Source organism: Aeromonas sp. CD (assembly GCF_033349375.1).
GTDB classification, from domain to species: domain Bacteria; phylum Pseudomonadota; class Gammaproteobacteria; order Enterobacterales; family Aeromonadaceae; genus Aeromonas; species Aeromonas hydrophila.
The window spans coordinates 1,009,418-1,027,995 of record NZ_CP137631.1 but is presented as its reverse complement, the minus strand read 5'-3'; the positions used below and the strand labels follow the sequence as shown (position 1 = coordinate 1,027,995).

At 62.3% G+C, this 18,578-nt stretch carries 18 protein-coding genes; 9 read left to right on the top strand and 9 right to left on the bottom strand.

Annotated elements, in window-relative coordinates; translation table 11 throughout:
* Positions 1-21: 21 nt before the first annotated feature.
* Genes surA through R2E40_RS04725 form a run of 5 tightly spaced genes read left to right on the top strand, consistent with a single transcriptional unit; the run spans position 22 to position 4,327 of the window.
* Complete coding sequence (surA, locus tag R2E40_RS04745) at positions 22-1,320, top strand: peptidylprolyl isomerase SurA (protein ID WP_011704881.1); 1,299 nt, start codon at positions 22-24, stop codon at positions 1,318-1,320.
* Positions 1,320-2,315, top strand: a complete 996-nt coding sequence (gene pdxA / locus R2E40_RS04740; RefSeq protein ID WP_318164879.1) for a 4-hydroxythreonine-4-phosphate dehydrogenase PdxA — start codon at positions 1,320-1,322, stop codon at positions 2,313-2,315. The genes surA and pdxA overlap by 1 nt, the downstream gene beginning before the upstream one ends.
* Positions 2,305-3,132: a 16S rRNA (adenine(1518)-N(6)/adenine(1519)-N(6))-dimethyltransferase RsmA gene (gene rsmA / locus R2E40_RS04735; protein ID WP_016349619.1), complete on the top strand. Its 828-nt coding sequence runs from the start codon at positions 2,305-2,307 to the stop codon at positions 3,130-3,132. Before pdxA ends, rsmA begins: the two co-directional genes overlap by 11 nt.
* A gap of 4 nt (positions 3,133-3,136) precedes the next feature.
* A complete protein-coding gene (gene apaG / locus R2E40_RS04730) occupies positions 3,137-3,499 on the top strand; it encodes a Co2+/Mg2+ efflux protein ApaG (protein WP_318164878.1) in 363 nt (120 codons plus the stop codon).
* A gap of 6 nt (positions 3,500-3,505) precedes the next feature.
* Positions 3,506-4,327 (top strand): symmetrical bis(5'-nucleosyl)-tetraphosphatase, encoded by an 822-nt coding sequence (locus tag R2E40_RS04725; protein ID WP_043160557.1) that lies wholly within the window; start codon positions 3,506-3,508, stop codon positions 4,325-4,327.
* 350 nt (positions 4,328-4,677) lie between these two features.
* Here the strand turns inward: R2E40_RS04725 and R2E40_RS04720 are convergent, their stop codons facing one another.
* Positions 4,678-5,178, bottom strand: a complete 501-nt coding sequence (locus tag R2E40_RS04720) for a 2TM domain-containing protein (RefSeq protein ID WP_017410311.1) — start codon at positions 5,176-5,178, stop codon at positions 4,678-4,680.
* A 233-nt stretch (positions 5,179-5,411) separates the two neighbouring features.
* Entirely contained in the window at positions 5,412-6,401 is a 990-nt protein-coding gene (locus R2E40_RS04715) for a luciferase-like monooxygenase (RefSeq protein WP_016349616.1), read from the bottom strand.
* A 155-nt stretch (positions 6,402-6,556) separates the two neighbouring features.
* Between R2E40_RS04715 and R2E40_RS04710 the strand changes: the two genes are divergently transcribed.
* The 3 genes from R2E40_RS04710 to R2E40_RS04700 all read left to right on the top strand — a co-directional run bounded on the left by R2E40_RS04710 (position 6,557) and on the right by R2E40_RS04700 (position 10,442).
* A complete protein-coding gene (locus R2E40_RS04710; RefSeq protein ID WP_318164877.1) occupies positions 6,557-9,529 on the top strand; it encodes an HD domain-containing phosphohydrolase in 2,973 nt (990 codons plus the stop codon).
* Between the two features lie 132 nt (positions 9,530-9,661).
* Complete coding sequence (locus R2E40_RS04705) at positions 9,662-10,012, top strand: hypothetical protein (RefSeq protein ID WP_024944334.1); 351 nt, start codon at positions 9,662-9,664, stop codon at positions 10,010-10,012.
* A gap of 76 nt (positions 10,013-10,088) precedes the next feature.
* Positions 10,089-10,442 (top strand): hypothetical protein, encoded by a 354-nt coding sequence (locus R2E40_RS04700; protein ID WP_318164876.1) that lies wholly within the window; start codon positions 10,089-10,091, stop codon positions 10,440-10,442.
* A 41-nt stretch (positions 10,443-10,483) separates the two neighbouring features.
* Here the strand turns inward: R2E40_RS04700 and R2E40_RS04695 are convergent, their stop codons facing one another.
* The 5 genes from R2E40_RS04695 to rplU form a co-directional block, all read right to left on the bottom strand.
* Positions 10,484-12,178 carry an AMP-binding protein gene (locus R2E40_RS04695; protein ID WP_318164875.1) on the bottom strand — a complete coding sequence of 565 codons (1,695 nt, stop codon included), beginning with the start codon at positions 12,176-12,178 and terminating at the stop codon, positions 10,484-10,486.
* A 170-nt stretch (positions 12,179-12,348) separates the two neighbouring features.
* Positions 12,349-13,719, bottom strand: coding sequence for a YjiH family protein (locus tag R2E40_RS04690; RefSeq protein ID WP_016349611.1), 1,371 nt, complete (start codon positions 13,717-13,719; stop codon positions 12,349-12,351).
* A 393-nt stretch (positions 13,720-14,112) separates the two neighbouring features.
* The gene (gene cgtA, locus R2E40_RS04685; protein WP_318164874.1) at positions 14,113-15,315 is read right to left on the bottom strand and encodes an Obg family GTPase CgtA; all 1,203 of its coding nucleotides are present in this window, start codon (positions 15,313-15,315) and stop codon (positions 14,113-14,115) included.
* Positions 15,316-15,505: 190 nt separating this feature from the next.
* A complete protein-coding gene (gene rpmA, locus R2E40_RS04680) occupies positions 15,506-15,763 on the bottom strand; it encodes a 50S ribosomal protein L27 (RefSeq protein ID WP_005339028.1) in 258 nt (85 codons plus the stop codon).
* Between the two features lie 17 nt (positions 15,764-15,780).
* A complete protein-coding gene (gene rplU / locus R2E40_RS04675) occupies positions 15,781-16,092 on the bottom strand; it encodes a 50S ribosomal protein L21 (RefSeq protein ID WP_005304210.1) in 312 nt (103 codons plus the stop codon).
* 242 nt (positions 16,093-16,334) lie between these two features.
* Here rplU and ispB point away from each other — a divergent pair, with 242 nt between their 5' ends.
* Positions 16,335-17,306 (top strand): octaprenyl diphosphate synthase, encoded by a 972-nt coding sequence (gene ispB, locus R2E40_RS04670; protein ID WP_318164873.1) that lies wholly within the window; start codon positions 16,335-16,337, stop codon positions 17,304-17,306.
* 87 nt (positions 17,307-17,393) lie between these two features.
* Here the strand turns inward: ispB and R2E40_RS04665 are convergent, their stop codons facing one another.
* Both R2E40_RS04665 and hflC read right to left on the bottom strand, forming a co-directional pair.
* Positions 17,394-17,582: a DUF2065 domain-containing protein gene (locus tag R2E40_RS04665; protein WP_011704868.1), complete on the bottom strand. Its 189-nt coding sequence runs from the start codon at positions 17,580-17,582 to the stop codon at positions 17,394-17,396.
* A 111-nt stretch (positions 17,583-17,693) separates the two neighbouring features.
* A complete protein-coding gene (gene hflC / locus R2E40_RS04660) occupies positions 17,694-18,578 on the bottom strand; it encodes a protease modulator HflC (RefSeq protein WP_011704867.1) in 885 nt (294 codons plus the stop codon).

The following is an 18,578-nucleotide window of genomic DNA, read 5'->3' as shown; positions in this document are numbered from 1 at the left end:
CAAACGCCTTGAGAGATGGATATGAAGAAGACGTTGATTTCCCTGCTGACTGCAGGCCTGTTCGGAGCCATGAGCCAGGGTGCCTTCGCCGCCCCCGAACTGATGGACAAGGTGCTTGCCGTGGTCAACAAGGACGTGGTGCTGGCCAGCCAGCAGGAAGCCTTGGTGCAGAAGGTGAAGGCCTCTGCCCAGGAGAGCGGCCAGTCCCTGCCCGATGACGCCACCCTGCGCAAACAGGCACTGGATCGGCTGATCCAGGAGAGCCTGCAGCTGCAACTGGCGGATCGTCAGGGTCTCAAGATCAGCGATACCCAGCTGGAGCAGGCTATCCAGAGCATCGCCGCCGACAACAAGATGACCCTGGATCAGCTGCGGGCCCAGCTGGCCCGTGAAGGGCTGACCTATGCCCAGTATCGGGAAGAGGTGCGCCGCGAGATCCTGATGAACGAGGTGCGCCGCAATCAGGTGCGCCGCCGCATCAACATCTCCGAGCAGGAGGTGAAGCAGGTGGTCGACATCCTCGCCAAGCAGGGTCAGCAACAGCAGCAATACCATGTCGGCCACATCCAGGTTGCCCTGCCGGACAACCCGAGCGCCGAGCAGCTCAACGCCGCCAAGAGCAAGATTGAACGCATCTTGGCCGCCCTCAAGCAGGGCGCCGACTTCCGCAAGATGGCCATTGCCGAGAGCAGCGGACCCAAGGCGCTGGAAGGGGGAGACTGGGGCTGGATGAGCCCGCAGGAGATGCCGACCCTGATGGCCGAGGCCGTGCAAGGCACCAAGAAGGGCGACATCGTCGGCCCGCTGCGTTCCGGTGCCGGCCTGCACATCATCAAGGTGTTCGACACCAAGGGCCAGCAGCAGGTCGTGCAGACCGAAGTGCGCGCCCGCCACATCCTGATCAAGCCCTCCATCATCCTGAGCGAAGAAAAAGCCAAGGGCATGCTGGACGGCATCCTGCACGACATCAAGAGCGGCAAGGCCAGCTTCGCCAGCCTGGCCGAGAAGTACTCCGAAGATCCGGGCTCTGCGGTGCAGGGTGGCGAGCTGGGCTGGTCCGATCCCAACGTCTATGTGCCGGAGTTCCGCGACATGGTCAACCGCCTGCAACCGGGCCAGATCAGCGAACCCTTCCGCACCACCCACGGCTGGCACATCGTCCAGCTGGAAGAGCGCCGCAGCCAGGATGCCACCAACAAGGCCCAGGAGCAGCGCGCCTATCAGCTGATTTACAACCGTCGCTTCACCGAAGAGTCCCAGGCCTGGCTGGACGAGCTGCGTGACGAGGCCTACATCCAGATCGAAGGCGCCGGCAGCTGATGAGTTGTCGTCGTCTCGCCATCACCCCGGGTGAACCGGCCGGGATCGGTCCGGATCTGGTACTGCAGATTGCCCAGCAGGATTGGCCGCACCAGCTGGTGGTGATCGCCGATCCGGCGCTGCTGCGCGAGCGGGCCGCCCTGCTGGGGCTGCCCGTCGAGTTGCAGCCCTATGATGCCAACCAGCCTGCCCGCCCACAGCGGGCGGGTACCCTGACCGTCTGTCCGGTTCCCCTCGGCGCCGCCGTGGTGCCGGGCATGCTCGACGAGGGCAACGGTGCCTACGTGCTGGCCACCCTGCAGCGCGCCTGCGACGGCAACATGAGCGGCGAGTTTGCCGCCGTGGTGACCGGGCCGGTGCACAAGGGGATCATCAACCAGGCTGGCGTCTCGTTCAGCGGCCACACCGAGTTCTTCGCCCAGCAGTCGGGCACCGCCGACGTGGTGATGCTGCTGGCAACCGAGGGACTGCGGGTCGCGCTGGCGACCACCCACATTCCGCTGGCCTATGTGGCGATGGCCATCACCGAGGATCGGCTCGGCAAGGTGATCCGCATCCTGGATGCGGATCTCAAGAGCAAATTCGGCATCGCCACACCCCGCATTTACGTCTGCGGCCTCAATCCCCACGCCGGGGAAGGCGGCCATCTCGGCCGTGAAGAGATTGACGTGATCGAACCCGCCCTAGCAGGTCTTCGCCAGGAGGGGATCGATCTGGTCGGCCCGTTGCCGGCCGATACCCTGTTCCAGGACAAATACCTCAAGGATGCGGATGCGGTACTCGCCATGTACCACGACCAGGGGCTGCCCGTGCTCAAATACAAGGGCTTCGGCAGTTCGGTCAATATCACCCTTGGACTTCCTTTCATCCGCACTTCGGTGGATCACGGCACCGCACTGGATCTGGCAGGCAAGGGCCTCGCCGACTCGGGCAGCCTGATCACCGCGATCAACCACGCCATCAAGATGGTAGAGAAAAAAAGATATGAGCAGTAAGGTGCAGAGCAACAAGGTGCACATGGGCCACACCGCCCGTAAGCGTTTCGGTCAGAACTTCTTGCACGATCGCTACGTGATCGATCAGATCGTGGCCGCCATCAATCCGCAGCCGGGTCAGAACCTGGTGGAGATCGGCCCGGGTCTGGCCGCGCTGACCGAGCCGGTCGCCTCCCAGATGGACAAGATGACCGTGGTCGAGCTGGACCGGGATCTGGCCGCTCGCCTGCGCGAGCACCCGACCCTCAAGGAGAAGCTGACCGTCATCGAAGCCGATGCCATGCGCTTCGACTTCGGCACCCTGATGGGGGAAGGCAAGGGGCCGCTGCGCATCTTCGGCAACCTGCCCTACAACATATCCACCCCGCTCATCTTCCACCTGTGCGAGTTCGCCGACCGGGTGGAGGACATGCACTTCATGCTGCAAAAGGAGGTGGTCCTGCGTCTGGCCGCCGGTCCCGGCAGCAAGGCCTATGGCCGACTGAGCGTGATGACCCAGTACTACTGTCAGGTAGTGCCTGTGCTGGAAGTGGGCCCTGGCGCCTTCAAGCCGGCACCGAAGGTGGACTCCGCCGTGGTGCGTCTGATCCCGCACAAGAACCCGACCATCGTCGCGAAAGACATTCGTTGCCTGAACCGGGTCTGCACCGAGGGCTTCGGCCAGCGTCGCAAGACCATTCGCAACAGCTTCTCCAACTTCATCACGGACGCCCAGCTGACCGAGCTTGGTATCGATGGCAACCTGCGCCCGGAGAACCTCTCCCTCGAGCAGTTCGTCATGATCGCCAACTGGCTGGCGGATCAGCAACAGGCCTGATCCCGTGGCCACTCCGCACATCGTGATCCGCCCATACCCCCGTTATGTGGCGGATTCCAAAGACCCTTACCAGTTCCACTATCTCATCGAGATCGAGAACCTGGGGCCGGGCCCGGCGCAGCTGCTGCACCGGCGCTGGCTCATCACCGATGCCAATGGCAAGATGCTGGAAGTCGAAGGCCCCGGCGTGGTCGGCGAGCAGCCGGTGATCGCAGAGGGAGAGACCTTCAGCTATCAAAGCGGCGTACCGCTGGCCACCCCGCTCGGGGTGATGGAAGGGAGTTATACCCTGCAAGACGAGTCGGGGCAGCAATTCGAGACGCCCATCGCGCCCTTTACGCTGGCCGTCCCCCACATTATCAACTGAGGTTTCATGGCGAACTGTTTTGTTGGCGATATCCAGGGCTGTTACGACGACTTGCGCCGTCTGCTGGATCTGGCCGAGTTCGATCCCGCTAACGACGTGCTCTGGCTGTGCGGCGATCTGGTCGCCCGCGGCCCGGACTCTCTCAATACCCTGCGCTTCGTCAAGGGGCTGGGCAACCGGGCCGTCACCGTGCTCGGCAACCATGATCTGCACCTGCTGGCGGTCGCCGATGGCGTCGCTCCGCTCAAGAAGAAGGACAAGCTGCAGGAGCTGATGGAGGCGCCGGATCGGGACGAGCTGCTGGAGTGGCTGCGCCACCGTCCGCTACTGGCGGAGCACCCCGACCTGCCCATCATGATGGTGCATGCCGGCATCTCCCCGGCGTGGGACGCCCGCACCGCCCGCAACTGCGCCCGCGAGGTGGAAAGCCTGCTGCGTGGCGATCAGTACCAGTGGCTGCTACACAACATGTATGGCGATCAGCCGGATGGCTGGCAGGACGATCTGGTCGGGATCGAGCGCTACCGCTACATCATCAACACCTTCACCCGGATGCGCTTCTGCTATTTCGACGGCCGGCTCGACTTCAAATGCAAGAAGGGCCCCACCGAGTCGACCCCGGGCCTGCGCCCCTGGTTCGAGCAGCGCGAGCACCATGTGGATGACCCCATCCTGGTGTTCGGCCACTGGGCGGCCCTGATGGGCAACACCGGCAAGCAGGACATCAAGGCGCTGGACACCGGCTGTGTCTGGGGCAACAGCCTCACCCTGTGGCGCTATGAAGATGATGCCCTGATCGCCACCCCCTGTCCCACTTACGCCAAGTGATGGTTCAGAGGGCTGCACCTGAGCGACAAAGCCTCACCCTGTGGCGCTATGAAGATGACGCCCTGATCGCCACCCCCTGTCCCACTTACGCCAAGTGATGATAAGGGGAGTGCATCTGAACAATCAGTGCCTCACCCTGTGGCGCTATGAAGATGATGCCCTGATAGCCCCCCTGCCCCACTTACGCCAAGTGATGATAAGAGGCCGGGTCTGAGTGATCAGCACCTCACTATTATAAAGATGGCGCCTTGATAACTCTCCTGTCCCACCCACACCAAGCAGGTGGCAGGCAATAAAACAGAACGGGCCCGGCATTGCCGGGCCCGTTTTTTTATGGTGCATCGCTCACCCTAGAGCTTGCGCCCCAGCCGTTTCTCGATCTGCTGCCGCTCCCACTCGGGGCCGAACAGCTTGAACGGCTGGAACAGGTTGATGGCATGGGAGATCAATCCCAACCCCCAGCCCAGCGCCGGCCACCAGGCCCAGATATAGCCCGGGTTGCTCAGGTAGTTGATGACAAACAGCCCGCAAATCACCAGCAGGTAGCTGGCGATGTGGTAATAGAAGCCCTTGAGCCCCTCCACATAGCGCATGGCGGCCCGCTCCTCTACCGATACCCGTATCTCATCCCGTTCCATCGTATCACTCCCTCTCATCTCGTGCTCCTGTTGGCTTGTACCGTCAAGTTGCGCCACCTCGAGCTCAAAGACGGCGGCCAGGGCCTTGAGGGATTCCAGTCCGGGCTGCTGGCCCTGCTCGATCCGCTGAATGGTGCGAACGCTCAGGCCGGTAAAGGCGGCCAACTGCTCCTGTGACCAGCCCCGCTGCAATCTCAACTTCCTGACGATCATCTCGAACTCCTTGTGGTTGATTGACGGGGCCAGCATAGGGGCCGGCGGGTGCAATGGGCCACGACAGCGCCCTGACACCAACCTGACTTTCCTTTGGATTCAGTGCATTAGATAAAAGAGCGTGCTCAAAAAAACCTGCCTTCCCTCCCCACGACGCCCTCTTTCGATCACCTGACAGCAGGGCGACAGAGGCGTTTTGTGCAAGATGGCGCCTTGGTATCGGGCAGGCGAGCTTATAGCGCCTGCATCAACTCGGCGGCAATCTCGAAAGAGCGCAGACGAGCCTGATGATCGACGATGGGACCGTTGAACATCAGCTCGTCGGCCCGGGTTTCCGCCAGCAGCGCCTTGAGGCCGTGACGTATCTGATCCGGGTTGCCCACCAGCGAGCGAGCCAGGGTCTGCTCCATGGCCAGCAGCTCGCGCTCCGACCACTCCTCTCCCAGTTCGATGACGGGGGCCGGCAGCTTGCCTGCGTTACCGCGATGCAGGCGCAGGAACTGCTGCTGCAGGGTGGTGAACTGGAAGCGTGCCTCCCGCTCGCTGTCGGCGGCGATCATGTTGATGCAGACCACCGCATGGGGCTTGGGCCAGCGGGCGGAGGGGCGATACTGGGCGCGGTAGATCTCCAGCGCCTGCAGCAGCATGGCGGGGGCGAAGTGGGAAGCAAAGCCGAACGGTAGCCCCATGGCCGCCGCCAGCTGGGCGCTGTAGAGGCTGGAGCCCAGCAGCCAGATGGGCAGATGCAGCCCCTGTCCCGGTACCGCCTGCACCGCCCCCACCTCGTCGCCAAAGTAATCCATCAACTCGCGCACATCGGCCGGGAAGTCATCCACCTCACCGCTACGCTGGCGTCTGAGCGCCCGCATGGTGCGCTGATCGGTGCCCGGCGCACGGCCAAGCCCCAGATCGATGCGATCCGGATAGAGCGAAGCCAGGGTGCCGAACTGTTCGGCGATGACCAGCGGCGAGTGGTTCGGCAGCATGATGCCGCCGGCCCCGATCCGCAGGGTATTGGTGCCGCCGGCCAGATGACCGATCAGCACCGAGGTGGCGGCGCTGGCGATGCCCGGCATGTTGTGGTGCTCGGCCAGCCAGTAGCGGCAATAGCCCAGGCGTTCGGCATGACGGGCCAGGTCCAGCGAGCGGCGAAACGACTCGGCCGGCTGGGAGCCTTCGGCCACGGGCACCAGATCGAGTACGGAATAGGGGATGGCAGACATGGGTCACTCCATTGATTCACAGACCAGTAACAAGTGGGGCAATGTAGCACGGGATACCTGAATGAATCACCTGATCAGCCGGCAAAATTGGCCAGAGCGGGCGCCGAGAGCCCCGGCAGGCGCCGTCTCCGTCAGCCACATCCCGATATCCATGAATGGGTTATTGTGTTTTCTGTCATCCTGTTGGCACACTGCAAGCTGATCGTCTCTGCAATCGCCCGTGTGACAAGGATGTGTCCATGACAACTGCCAGGCCAGGTCGTAAACCCTTCTACGTGCATATCGCCACCCTTTTCATCCTGCTGTTCACCCTGCTCGGCAGTGCCCTCATCGCCTTGCAGTTCCAGCAAGGGGCGCGCCAGGGACTGGAGCACGAGCGACAGAACTTCCTGCAGTATCGCCAGCAGCTGGCCCTTGCCCTGCAACTGAACGAGCGACCGGCCCGCATGTCGCTCAGCCTGTTACGCAGCGGCCAGCTGGCCGCCATGACCACCTTGACCGAACGCCTGGCCTACCTGCCGCAACTGGCGGAGGTGCTGGCCAACAGCCCCAGCTATGGGGCCGTCTACGCCGGCTACGAAGATGGCGACTTCTTTCTGGTGCGCAAACTGACCGAGCGGGCCAGAGCCCAGCTGGGGGGCGTACCGGCCGCCAGTACCCTGCTGGTGCAGAGCCTCAGCCAGGGCAAGGGGGAATTTCTCTATTTTGATCAACGGCTGGCCCTGCTCGAGCGTCGTGCCATGCCGAACTACCGCTACGATCCCCGCAGCCGCGACTGGTACAAGCAGGCCCGCTGGCGCGCGGGGATCGCCACCACCAGCCCCTATCTGTTCTTCACCACCAAGGAGCCGGGCATGACGCTGGCGGTGGAGAGCGACGACCGGCGCGCCGTGATCGGGCTCGACACCAGCGTCGAGGGGCTGTCGGCCCTGATCGGCAAGCTGCAGCTGCCCGCCCAGAGCCAGGTGATCCTGTTCGATGAGTACGCCACCCTGCTGGCCGCCGACCCCAGACACCTGCCCAGCTTCGAGCAGCTGAGCCAGCTGCCCATGCTGGCGACCCTGCCCCACCCGGCCCTGCCGGATCTGCAGCAGCGGATCATCAGCCAGCCCACCCTGTTGAGCGAGCCGGCGGAGCTCAACCTGACCGCCGCCGATGGCAGCGACTGGCTGGTCAACCTCGCTCCCCTCGGGACCGACTCCCCTTTCCACATCGCCCTGCTGGTCTCGGCCGACCTGCTCTATCAGCAGGCCCGGGACGAAGCCCTGGTCAACCTGGGTTGGGCACTGGCGGGCCTGCTGCTGCTGCTGCCGGTGATCTGGCTGGTCTCGCGGCGCACCGCCACCCCGCTGCTGGCGCTCACCAAGGAGGCGGAGCGGATCCAGCACTTCGATTTCGGCGAGAGCCGGGTCCCCGAGTCGGCCATCCGCGAGATCGACGATCTGGCCCGCACCATGTCCGGCATGCGGCTGACCCTCGGCAACTTCATGAACATGGGGCGGGCGCTGGCGGCCGAACACCGCTTCGACTCTCTGCTCAGCCGCATCCTGCACGAGACCATCGCCGCGGTGCAGGCCGAAGGAGGCTGCCTCTACCTGGCCCAGGAGCGGGGCATGGTGGCGGTACAGGCGCTGTGGCGCCAAGCGCCGCTGCCGGCCGGACAGATCCGCTGGCAGCAGGCCCTGTTTGGCGAGCTGGCCCGGGGCGAGCGGCTCAGCCTCGCCATCGACCAGAGTGGCTGGCAGCAGTATCTGGCCGACTGGGGCCCCTTCCCCGGCCCCTGCCAGCTGGTGGCCGAGCCACTGTGCAACCATCGCCAGGAGCTGAGCGGCTGCCTGCTGCTGATCCTGCCTGACTGCCCGGCCCGCGAGCTGGCCTCGCGCATCAGCCTGATCGAGGCGCTGGCGGGCACCTCGGCCTCCGCCATCGAGAACCAGCGCCTGCTGGAGGAGCAGAAACAGCTGCTGGAATCCTTCATCGAGCTGATGGCCGGCGCCATCGACGCCAAGAGCCCCTACACCGGCGGCCACTGCCAGCGGGTGCCTGAGCTGACCCGGATGCTGACCGAAGCTGCCTGCGCCCAGCAGCAGGGGCCGTTCGCCGAGTTTCGACTCAACGAGGAGGAGTGGGAGGCCATCCATATCGCCAGCTGGCTGCACGACTGTGGCAAGGTGACTACCCCCGAGTTCGTGGTGGACAAGGCCACCAAGCTGGAGACCCTCTACGACCGGATCCACGAGATCCGCACCCGCTTCGAGGTGCTCAAGCGCGACGGCTACATCGAGGCGCTGGCGGCCCGCCTGCCGGCATCGGAGCGGGAAGCGGCCAGGAGCGAGGTGGCTCCGCTCTGGAGCACCCTGGATCAGGAGTTCGCCTTCGTTGCCGAGTGCAACCTGGGCGGTGAGTGGATGGCGCCGGAGAAGCTGGCCAGGCTGGATGCCATCGCCAGCCGCACCTGGCTGCGCACCCTGGACGATCGACTCGGCATCAGTCGGGAGGAGCTCAAGCTGCGCCAGAACGAGCCGGCCGCGCCGCTGCCCTGCGTCGAACCCCTGCTGGCGGACAAGGCCGCCCACCTCATCCCCCGCCCCGCCCACGATCAGCTGGACGAGCGCAACCCCTGGGGCTTCAAGGTGCGAGTGCCCACTCACCTCTACAACCGCGGCGAGCGCTACAACCTCGCCATCGGTCGCGGCACCCTTACCGAGGAGGAGCGCTACAAGATCAACGAGCACATCATCCAGACCATCCGCATGCTGGAACGCCTCCCCTTCCCCCGCCATCTGCGCAGCGTGCCCGAGATTGCCGGCGGCCACCACGAGCGGATGGATGGCAAGGGCTATCCGCGCCAGCTGCTGGGCAGCCAGATGAGCATCCCCGCCCGCATCATGGCCATCGCCGACATCTTCGAGGCGCTGACCGCCAGCGATCGCCCCTACAAATCGGGCAAAACGGTCTCCCAGTCGCTGGCCATCATGCAGAGCATGGTGCGCGAGCAGCACATCGATCCCGCCCTGTTTGCCCTGTTTGTCAGCAGCGGCATCTGGCGCGACTACGCCGAGCGCTTCCTCGCCCCCGAGCAGCTGGATCCGGTGGATGAAACCGCCCTGCTGGCCGCGCCAACCTAGGGCGGGTCATATTTTCTTACATTTGCGGGCTGGCCTGAGCGCCCCCGGCTGGTTATAACGGTGCCCCTATAGCGAAGGGGGAGCAATAGACTCCCCCTCACTCTTTGTCACACCACACTGTTCAGGTTATCTATGTCAAAACATCTCATTGTGCTGGGCGCGCTGACGCTCTCCGGCTGCTCCCTGCTGTCTCCCCCCGCCCCCACCGTCACCCCGGTGCACCTGGCCGATGCCAGCCAGCGCGGCTTCTACATCGAGTGCAGCAGCATGACCGCCTGCTTCCAGCAGGCCAATCAGACCTGCCCGCAGGGCTACAAGGAGACCGATCGCCGCCAGCAAACGCTCTACAGCACCCAGTATCTGGGGGGCAGCTACGACGAAGATAAGAAGGTCTACAAGGCGGCCAAGCCCTATCGCGTCGCCAACACGGTCCACTCCCTGACCATCCAGTGTCCGGTCGACATGGGCATCACCCCGCGCTGATCCGCGCTTCGCGGCCGGCACGGGAAACCCGAATCCTGGCCGGCCCTTCTCTTGTCTCACCAAGGACGAGCCTCTTATGTCACCCAGAATATGGCTGCTGGGCAGCATCTTGCTGTCCGGCTGCACCCTGCTGCCGGCACCCGCCACCGTCAGCGAACTTCCCTCCGCCAATCCCGCCCAGCAACGCTTCCAGATCGAGTGCGGCGCGCCAGAGGAGTGCCAGCAACAGGCGCTCTTGAGCTGCCCCCACGGCTATCAGCAAATCGATCGAAGCAAGCGCACCATCACCACTCACCAGATGAGCATGGGGGTCGCCGATCCGGTGACGGGATTTAGCCCAGGCTTCCCCCAGACCAGCACCTTCACCACCCACATGCTGCTGGTACAGTGCCCCCGCACACCAGCACTGCCCCACCCGCTTGGACGCTGACGAAAAAGGGCCCGCAGGCCCTTTTCCATTGTCACCGCCACTCAGCCCGTCGCCTCGGCGTGCTGGCGGGCCAGCTCGTCACTCATCAGCTCCCGCATCCTGAATTTTTGCAGCTTGCCGGTCACCGTCATGGGGTACTCCTCCACGAACCGGATGTATCTGGGCACCTTGAAATAGGCGATGCGGGCTGCCAGAAACTGTTTCAACTCCTCCTCGCTGGCCTCCTGGCGGGGTCTGAGCTTGACCCAGGCGCACACCTCTTCGCCATAGCGCTCGCTGTCGACCCCGAACACCGCCGCATCCTGCACCGCCGGATGATCGTAAAGACGCTCTTCGATCTCGCGCGGATAGATGTTCTCGCCACCGCGGATGATCAGCTCCTTGCTGCGCCCGACGATCCGCACATAGCCCTCTTCATCCATGATGCCGATGTCCCCCGAGTGCAGCCACCCCTCCTGGTCGATGGTCTCCGCCGTCTTGACCGGATCCTGCCAGTACCCCTGCATCACCCCGTTGCTGCGACAGCAGATCTCGCCCCGCTCGCCGATAGCGACTATCTCTCCGCTGGGGTCGACCAGCTTGATCTCGGTGTGGCCGATGGCGCGGCCGACCGTGGTGACCCGCTTGTCCAGCGGCGCATCGATGGCGGTCATGTGATTGATGGGGCTGCACTCGGTCTGGCCATAGGCGATGGTCACCTCGGTCATGTGCATCAGGGTCTGTACCTTGCGCATCAAGGGTTCTGGGCAGATGGCACCGGCCATGATGCCGGTGCGCAGGGAGGAGAGATCGAACTGCTCAAACTCCGCCAGCTCCAGCTCGGCGATAAACATGGTCGGCACCCCGTGCAGGGCGGTGCAGCGCTCCTCGCTCACCATCCGCAAGGTGGCCGCCGGATCGAAGGCTTCGGCCGGAAACAGGGCGCAGGCCCCCACGCTGATGCTGGCCAGGTTGCCGAGCACCATGCCGAAACAGTGGTAGAGCGGCACCGGGATGCAGAGCCGGTCCTGTTCGCTGAACGCCATGCCTTGCGCCACCTGGCGACCGTTGTTGAGGATGTTGCTGTGACTGAGGGTGGCCCCCTTGGGGTTGCCCGTGGTACCCGAGGTGAACTGGATGTTGATGGCGTCATCGGGTTTGAGGGTGGCCGCCACCCGGGCCAGCCAGGCCGGGTCCTGCCGGTCGCCCAGTGCCAGCACCTCGGGGAAGTTGAGCATGCCGGCACTTTGTTCCTCCCCGAGCCGGATCACCATCTCCAGGCTCGGCAGCCGGGATGATACGAGACGGCCGGGTGGGCAGTTCGCCAGCTCGGGGGCCAGCTCCCCCAACATGGCGAGGTAGTCGCAGCCCTTGAACGCACTGACACAGATGAGGGCCCGACAGCCCACGTTGTTGATGGCAAAGGCCAGCTCGTAGCTGCGGTAGGCGGGATTGATACAGACCATGATGGCCCCGATGCGGGCCGTGGCAAATTGCACCAGGCACCACTCGATGTTGTTTGGCGACCAGATGCCGACCCGCTCCCCCGGCCGGATCCCGAGCGCCAGCAGGCCCAGCGCCAACCTGTCTATCTGGGTCAGGTATTCACGGTAGTTCCAGCGGATCTGCTGGTGGCGCACCACCACGGCGGGCCGGTCGGGGAAACGTTCCGCCACCTGTTGCAGGTAGGCGCCTATGGTCTGATGAAGCAGCGGCTGATCGCAGGGACCGGCCCGGTAGCTGAGCAGTGAGGTCATGGGGTAACTCCTGGCCACATAGGTTGGACGTGCCTACTGCTCGGCTGGCGTGTTTTTGCAGACTGTTACATTAATGTAAAAACAAGACCTGTAAAAGACTCACTTTGGTCTAATGCCGGCCATAAAAAACGGCCAACCGAAGTTGACCGTGTGACAAGGCGCGAGCCGGATCAGAACAGCAGGTGGGCCACCCCGGCGATGACCGGCAGGGTGATCAGGGTACGCAGCAGGAAGATCACGAACAGCTCCCACAACTTGACCGGGATCTTGCTGCCCAGCAGCAGGGCGCCCACTTCCGACATGTAGATGAGCTGGGTCACCGACATGGCGGCGATCACGAAGCGGGTGATGTCGCTCTCGATGGTGGAAGCCAGCACTGCCGGGATGAACATGTCGGCGAAGCCGACCATGATGGTCTTGGAGGCCGCTTCCGCCTCCGGCAGTTGCAGCAGCTCCAGCAAGGGCACGAAGGGGGCCCCCAGCCAGTTGAAGATGGAGGTGTGCTCGGCCAGCATCAGGGCGCAGGTACCGATGGCCATCACCACAGGCAGCACGCCGAAGATCATGTCCAGCGCGTTCTTCACCCCTTCCCGTGCCACTGCCCCCATGTCGGTCATGCCCTCGGCCTTGGTCAGGGCCCGCTCATAGCCGTAGCTCAGCACGCTGTGCTGGTGCGGCACCGACTCCTGCTTGCGACACAGGGGAGTTCCGTCGCTGTAGACATCCTTCTTCCAGCAGAGCGGCGGCAAACGCGGCACCACGATGGCGGCCACCACCCCGGCCAGACAGACGGTCAGGTAGAAGGGCACGAACATGTGCTCCAACCGAACCTGGGAGATAACCACCAGGCAGAAGGTGATGGAGACGGCAGAGAAGGTGGTGCCGATGACGGCCGCTTCCCGCTGGGTGTAGAACTTGCCTTCGTACTGTTTGCTGGTCAGCAGGATGCCGACACTGCCATCCCCCAGCCAGGAGGCGAAACAGTCCACCGCGGAGCGACCGGGCAGACGGAACACCGGGCGCATGATGCGAGTCATCATGGTGCCGACAAACTCCAGCAGACCGAAATCGAGCAGCAAGGGCAGCAGCAGGCCGGCGAAGATGAAGACGGAGAACAGCACCGGCAGCAGATCATGCAGCACTAGGCCGCCGGTCGCATCGGAGCGCAGGGCCGCCGGGCCCGCCTCGAAGAAGGTCAGCAGCACGAAGATGCCGCCCAGTACCCGTACGCAGGCCCAGAAGGGAGAGACGTTGAACAGGCTGTTGAGGAAGGGGCGTCTGACCAGGATCGCTGGCTTGAACAGCCAGGCTACCAGCGTCATCAGCATGGTGGTGGTGATGATGGCGCTGACCATGGCCACCAGATAATCGGCAAACACCGTTTGTACCAGCTTCGCCAGCACAGCCACGGGGATGGTGACGTTTCCGTCATAGATGACGGGGGTCATGAACAGCAGGATCCCGATGAGTGACGGGACCAGGAACATCAGCACGTTGCGGCGGGTATTGAGCGCAGGTGCTTGCAGAGTCTTTTCCAGCATGGTCTACAGCCTTAATGTTACTTTTCCTTAGCCAGGCAAACCTGCATATCCATGCTCTCGCCCGGCAAAACGGGCGCAAGAATACCCCAATAAAATGCACAAACAAGCTTTTAATGGATCATTTCAAGCATAAATATCTACACAGGCAAACCTTCCATAAGAATGCACGCAAGCAGATACGCATATCAATTCATTACAATTGGTTAGCATATTGTTTCGACAAGGTTACATTCAGGTGCGCAGTATAATCAGTTGCGGTTGGCAGGCAATAAGTGACATAAGAAATATATCTATATGGTGATCCGGTCGATCCCCATAAAAAAACCGGAGCCTGGGAAGGCTCCGGTTTCTCAGCACCGGGTGGCGGTATCACGACCGCGCACGGGATGTGGGTCAGTCACGCACGTAGATGACTTCCACGCCATCATCGTCTTCGTCATCCCACTCGTCGTCGTCCAGCGATTCATCAAACGCCTTGGAGGCGGCCAGCGCATCGGCTTCAGCCTTGGCCAGCTGGTTCTTGTGGTAGTCGTCCCACTTGAACTCCACCTTCTCGATGGCGTCTTTGGCATCTTCCGCCAGCTGACGGGGCATGGTATCCAGCAGGTCCAGGATGTCGTAGCAGACCTTCTTGGTCCCTTCCTTGCTGATGGCGGTGATGGCGTAGACAGGACCTTCATGATTGAGGGCGGTCTGGACGCGATCCATCACTTCCTGCGCCTCTTCTTCCAGGATCAGGTCCATCTTGTTGAACACCAGCCAGCGCGGCTTGCTCGCCAGTTCCGGGCTGTATTTTTCCAGCTCCCGGACGATGGTCACCGCATTCTCGGCCGGATCAGAACCATCGACCGGGCAGATGTCCACCAGATGGATCAGCACGCGGCAGCGCTCGAGGTGCTTGAGGAAGCGGATACCGAGGCCAGCGCCTTCGGCGGCACCTTCGATCAGACCGGGAATGTCGGCGATGACGAAGGAGCGGGAGTTCTCACCACGCACCACGCCCAGGTTCGGTACCAGGGTGGTAAAGGGGTAGTCGGCCACTTTCGGACGGGCCGCGGAGACGGCACGGATGAAGGTGGACTTGCCGGCATTGGGCAGACCCAGCATGCCGACATCGGCCAGCAGCAACAGCTCCAGCTTCAGGGTACGCACTTCACCCGGGGTACCGTTGCTCTTCTGGCGTGGTGCCCGGTTGACGGAGCTCTTGAAACGGGTGTTGCCCAGACCGTGGAAGCCGCCCTTGGCGACCAGCAGCTTCTGCTCGTGGTGGGTCAGGTCACCCAGCAGTTCGCCGGTGTCTTCATCGCTGGCGCGGGTGCCGACCGGTACGCGCAGGATCCTGTCCTTGCCACGACGGCCGGTACAGTTGGCGCTCTGGCCATTCTCGCCACGTTCGGCGGCGTGAAAACGCTCGAAACGGTAGTCGATCAGGGTGTTCAGGTTTTCATCGGCAACCAGATATACGTCGCCACCGTCACCGCCGTCACCGCCATCCGGGCCGCCGTTCGGAATGTACTTCTCACGGCGAAAGCTCACACAACCGTTACCACCGTCACCGGCATCGACTCGAATCTGGACTTCATCAACAAACTTCATAGGTAACCGTCACCTTAATTCGAAAAACCGATACGCAATTATAGTGGTACAGACCCCTGCGGGCGATACGCATCTTGCCAAGCATGCCCTTTCAGAGCCAGGGTCAGCTGCGTGCCGTTTTTTCGTAAACTGCTGCAGAAAAACAAAAGCCCCGCCTGTTGGCGGGGCTTCGGATCCTTGCGGTCCGTAATTACTCAGCAACGATGCTAACGTACTTACGGTTCAGCGGACCTTTAACTTCGAACAGGATTTTACCAGTCGCAGTAGCGAACAGGGTGTGATCCTTGCCCAGACCAACGTTGGTACCGGCGTGGAACTTGGTGCCACGCTGACGAACGATGATGCTGCCAGCCAGAACTGTTTCGCCGCCGAAACGCTTCACGCCCAGGCGTTTAGCTTCTGAATCGCGGCCGTTGCGGGATGAACCGCCAGCTTTTTTGTGTGCCATCTATCGTACTCCTCTAATTAAGCGCTGATGCCAGTGATTTTGACTTCAGTGAACCACTGACGGTGGCCCGCTTGCTTACGGTGGTGCTTACGACGACGGAACTTGACGATAGTCACTTTCTCGCCACGGCCGTGAGCCACAACTTCAGCTACAACCTTGCCACCTTCAACGAAAGGAGCACCTACTTTAAAAGTGTCGCCTGCAGCAACCATCAGAACTTCGTTGAAGTCGATGGTAGCGCCAGTCTCAACGTTCAGCTTTTCCAGACGAACGATTTGACCTTCGGCCACACGGTGTTGTTTTCCGCCGCTTTGGAATACCGCGTACATTTGATTAACTCCGTAAAGGCGTGTCTTTTGCTCAAGGCCAGACACGCGCAAAAACCTATAACAATGGGCCGGCATTCTACGCAAATCGATTTGCTCAGGCAAGGCCAATTTAGCAAAAAGTTTATTTTGTGCGCATATCTGCCGCCGTGAACAAACGCTTAACTGTAACCCATTGTGAAATCGTGTAGAATCCCCGCCATTGCTAAAATCGCAGTCATCACTGCCGTCACGTTACGAGACTTATGGACCAACAGACTATCCGTGCGCTCTGTGCCGCCGACATGACGGCGGTCAATGAACTGATCCTGACGAGACTCCAGTCCGATGTCAGCCTGATCAACCAGCTGGGTTTCTATATTGTCAGTGCAGGCGGGAAACGGATGCGCCCCATGCTGACCGTCATGGCCGCCCGCGCACTGGGATACGAAGGTGAAGACCACCTGAAACTGGCTGCCATCATCGAATTCATTCACACCTCCACCCTGCTGCACGACGACGTGGTCGACGAATCCGACCTGCGCCGCGGCCGGGAAACCGCCAACGCCCTGTTCGGCAATGCCGCCAGCGTGCTGGTCGGTGACTATCTCTACAGCCGCTCCTTCCAGATGATGAGCGAGCTCTCCAACCTGCGGGTGATGGAGATCCTCTCCGATGCCACCAACACCATCGCCGAAGGGGAAGTGTTGCAGCTGATGAACTGCAACGATCCGGATACCACCGAAGAGAGCTACATGACGGTCATCTACTGCAAGACCGCCAAGCTGTTCGAGGCGGCCACCCGCCTCGCCGCCGTGCTGACCCATCAGCCAGCCCCCGTCGAGCAGGCCATGACCGACTACGGCAAGTATCTGGGCACCGCCTTCCAGATCATCGACGACGTGATGGACTACTGCTCCCAGAGCGACGAGATGGGCAAGAACGTCGGCGACGATCTGGCCGAAGGCAAACCCACCCTGCCGCTGTTGCGAGCCATGGAAGTGGGTAGCCCGGAAGAGCGCCAACTGGTGCGCGACGCCATCGAGCACCGCAACGGCATGGAGCACCTAGACCGGATCCTGGCCATCCTCGACCGTACCGGCGCGCTGGAATACTCCCGCATGCGGGCCCGGGAAGAGGCCGACAAAGCTATCGCGGCCATCGCCATCCTGCCGGACTCCCAGCACAAGCAGGCATTGGCAACACTGGCCCACATGGCGGTGCAGCGCAGCGCCTGATGCCAGTCGCCGGACAATAAAAAAGAGGCCAAAGGGCCTCTTTTTTATTGTCCGGCAAACACAGTCTGGCCCACTCAGCACCATCCTCTAACGCGCCAGCGCCCACAGAATAACGGCCCCGGCCACCACCAGACAGCCGCCGATGCGGCGCAGCTGCTCGGTGGGCTGCTCGCTCAGCAGCCGTAGCATCTGTTGCCAGGCGCGCGGCATCAGCAGCGGTCCCAACCCCTCGAACAGCAACAGCAAGCCCAGCCCCATCAAGATGGATGTCAGCATCACCTCTCCTCTCAACCACCATGTCCACAAGCTGCCGGGATACCGGCAAGCCCCTGACCGCCAAACAAAAGGGCCTGAATCATCAGGCCCTTGGGTATCATTGCGACTCGCTTACTGCTTGCTGCCGTGCGGCGACTTGAGGTAGCGGAAGAACTCGCTGTCCGGCTTGAGGACCATCAGGTCATTGCCACCGGCAAAGCTCTTGCGATAGGCCTCCATACTGCGCACGAAGCTGAAAAACTCGGGGTCTTTCTTGTAGCTGTCGGCATAGATCTTGGCGGCCTCGGCATCCCCTTCACCACGCAGCTGACGGGCGTTACTCTCGGCGTCGGCGATCATCACGGTCACCTTGCGGTCAATATCGGCACGCAGGATCTCGGCCTGCTCGCGGCCCTGGGAGCGATGCTCACGGGCTACCGCAGTCCGCTCGGCACGCATCCGCTGATAGATGGAGCTGGAGACTTCCACCGGCAGGTTGATCTGCTTGATCCGCACATCCACCACCTTGATGCCGAGCTCGGAGGAGCGCGCCATCTTCATCAGGGCATCTTCCATCACGGTACTGCGCTCACCGGAGACGATGTCCTTGATGGTACGGTTACCGATCTCGGAACGCAGACCGTTGTTGATCTTGCGCTTGAGCAGGTCTTCAGCCTGGATCTTGTTGCCACCACCGGTCGCCAGGTAGTACTTGGAGAAGTCCTCGATCTTCCACTTCACGTAGGAGTCGATGATAAGGTCTTTCTTCTCGGACGTAACGAAGCGATCCGCCTGACCTTCCAGGGTCTGGATGCGGGCATCCATCTTGCGTACCTGGTCGATGAGCGGCACCTTGAAGTGCAGGCCCGGCTCGTACAGGCGCGGCTCACCGGAGTCGACCCGTTTCACCTTGCCGAACTGCACGACGATGCCCTTCTGGCCTTCATCGACGATGAAGACCGACGAGAAGCAGACCATGGCGGCCACAGCGATGACACCAATAGCTATCTTTTTCAT

Bases quoted from the DNA above. Each gene is read 5' to 3' on its own strand.
- surA (WP_011704881.1), top strand. From the start codon at position 22: ATGAAGAAGACGTTGATTTCCCTGCTGACTGCAGGCCTGTTCGGAGCC.
- pdxA (WP_318164879.1), top strand. From the start codon at position 1,320: ATGAGTTGTCGTCGTCTCGCCATCACCCCGGGTGAACCGGCCGGGATC.
- rsmA (WP_016349619.1), top strand. From the start codon at position 2,305: ATGAGCAGTAAGGTGCAGAGCAACAAGGTGCACATGGGCCACACCGCC.
- R2E40_RS04725 (WP_043160557.1), top strand. From the start codon at position 3,506: ATGGCGAACTGTTTTGTTGGCGATATCCAGGGCTGTTACGACGACTTG.
- R2E40_RS04720 (WP_017410311.1), bottom strand. From the start codon at position 5,178: ATGATCGTCAGGAAGTTGAGATTGCAGCGGGGCTGGTCACAGGAGCAG.
- R2E40_RS04715 (WP_016349616.1), bottom strand. From the start codon at position 6,401: ATGTCTGCCATCCCCTATTCCGTACTCGATCTGGTGCCCGTGGCCGAA.
- R2E40_RS04710 (WP_318164877.1), top strand. From the start codon at position 6,557: ATGGGTTATTGTGTTTTCTGTCATCCTGTTGGCACACTGCAAGCTGAT.
- R2E40_RS04705 (WP_024944334.1), top strand. From the start codon at position 9,662: ATGTCAAAACATCTCATTGTGCTGGGCGCGCTGACGCTCTCCGGCTGC.
- R2E40_RS04700 (WP_318164876.1), top strand. From the start codon at position 10,089: ATGTCACCCAGAATATGGCTGCTGGGCAGCATCTTGCTGTCCGGCTGC.
- R2E40_RS04695 (WP_318164875.1), bottom strand. From the start codon at position 12,178: ATGACCTCACTGCTCAGCTACCGGGCCGGTCCCTGCGATCAGCCGCTG.
- R2E40_RS04690 (WP_016349611.1), bottom strand. From the start codon at position 13,719: ATGCTGGAAAAGACTCTGCAAGCACCTGCGCTCAATACCCGCCGCAAC.
- cgtA (WP_318164874.1), bottom strand. From the start codon at position 15,315: ATGAAGTTTGTTGATGAAGTCCAGATTCGAGTCGATGCCGGTGACGGT.
- rpmA (WP_005339028.1), bottom strand. From the start codon at position 15,763: ATGGCACACAAAAAAGCTGGCGGTTCATCCCGCAACGGCCGCGATTCA.
- rplU (WP_005304210.1), bottom strand. From the start codon at position 16,092: ATGTACGCGGTATTCCAAAGCGGCGGAAAACAACACCGTGTGGCCGAA.
- ispB (WP_318164873.1), top strand. From the start codon at position 16,335: ATGGACCAACAGACTATCCGTGCGCTCTGTGCCGCCGACATGACGGCG.
- R2E40_RS04665 (WP_011704868.1), bottom strand. From the start codon at position 17,582: ATGCTGACATCCATCTTGATGGGGCTGGGCTTGCTGTTGCTGTTCGAG.
- hflC (WP_011704867.1), bottom strand. From the start codon at position 18,578: ATGAAAAAGATAGCTATTGGTGTCATCGCTGTGGCCGCCATGGTCTGC.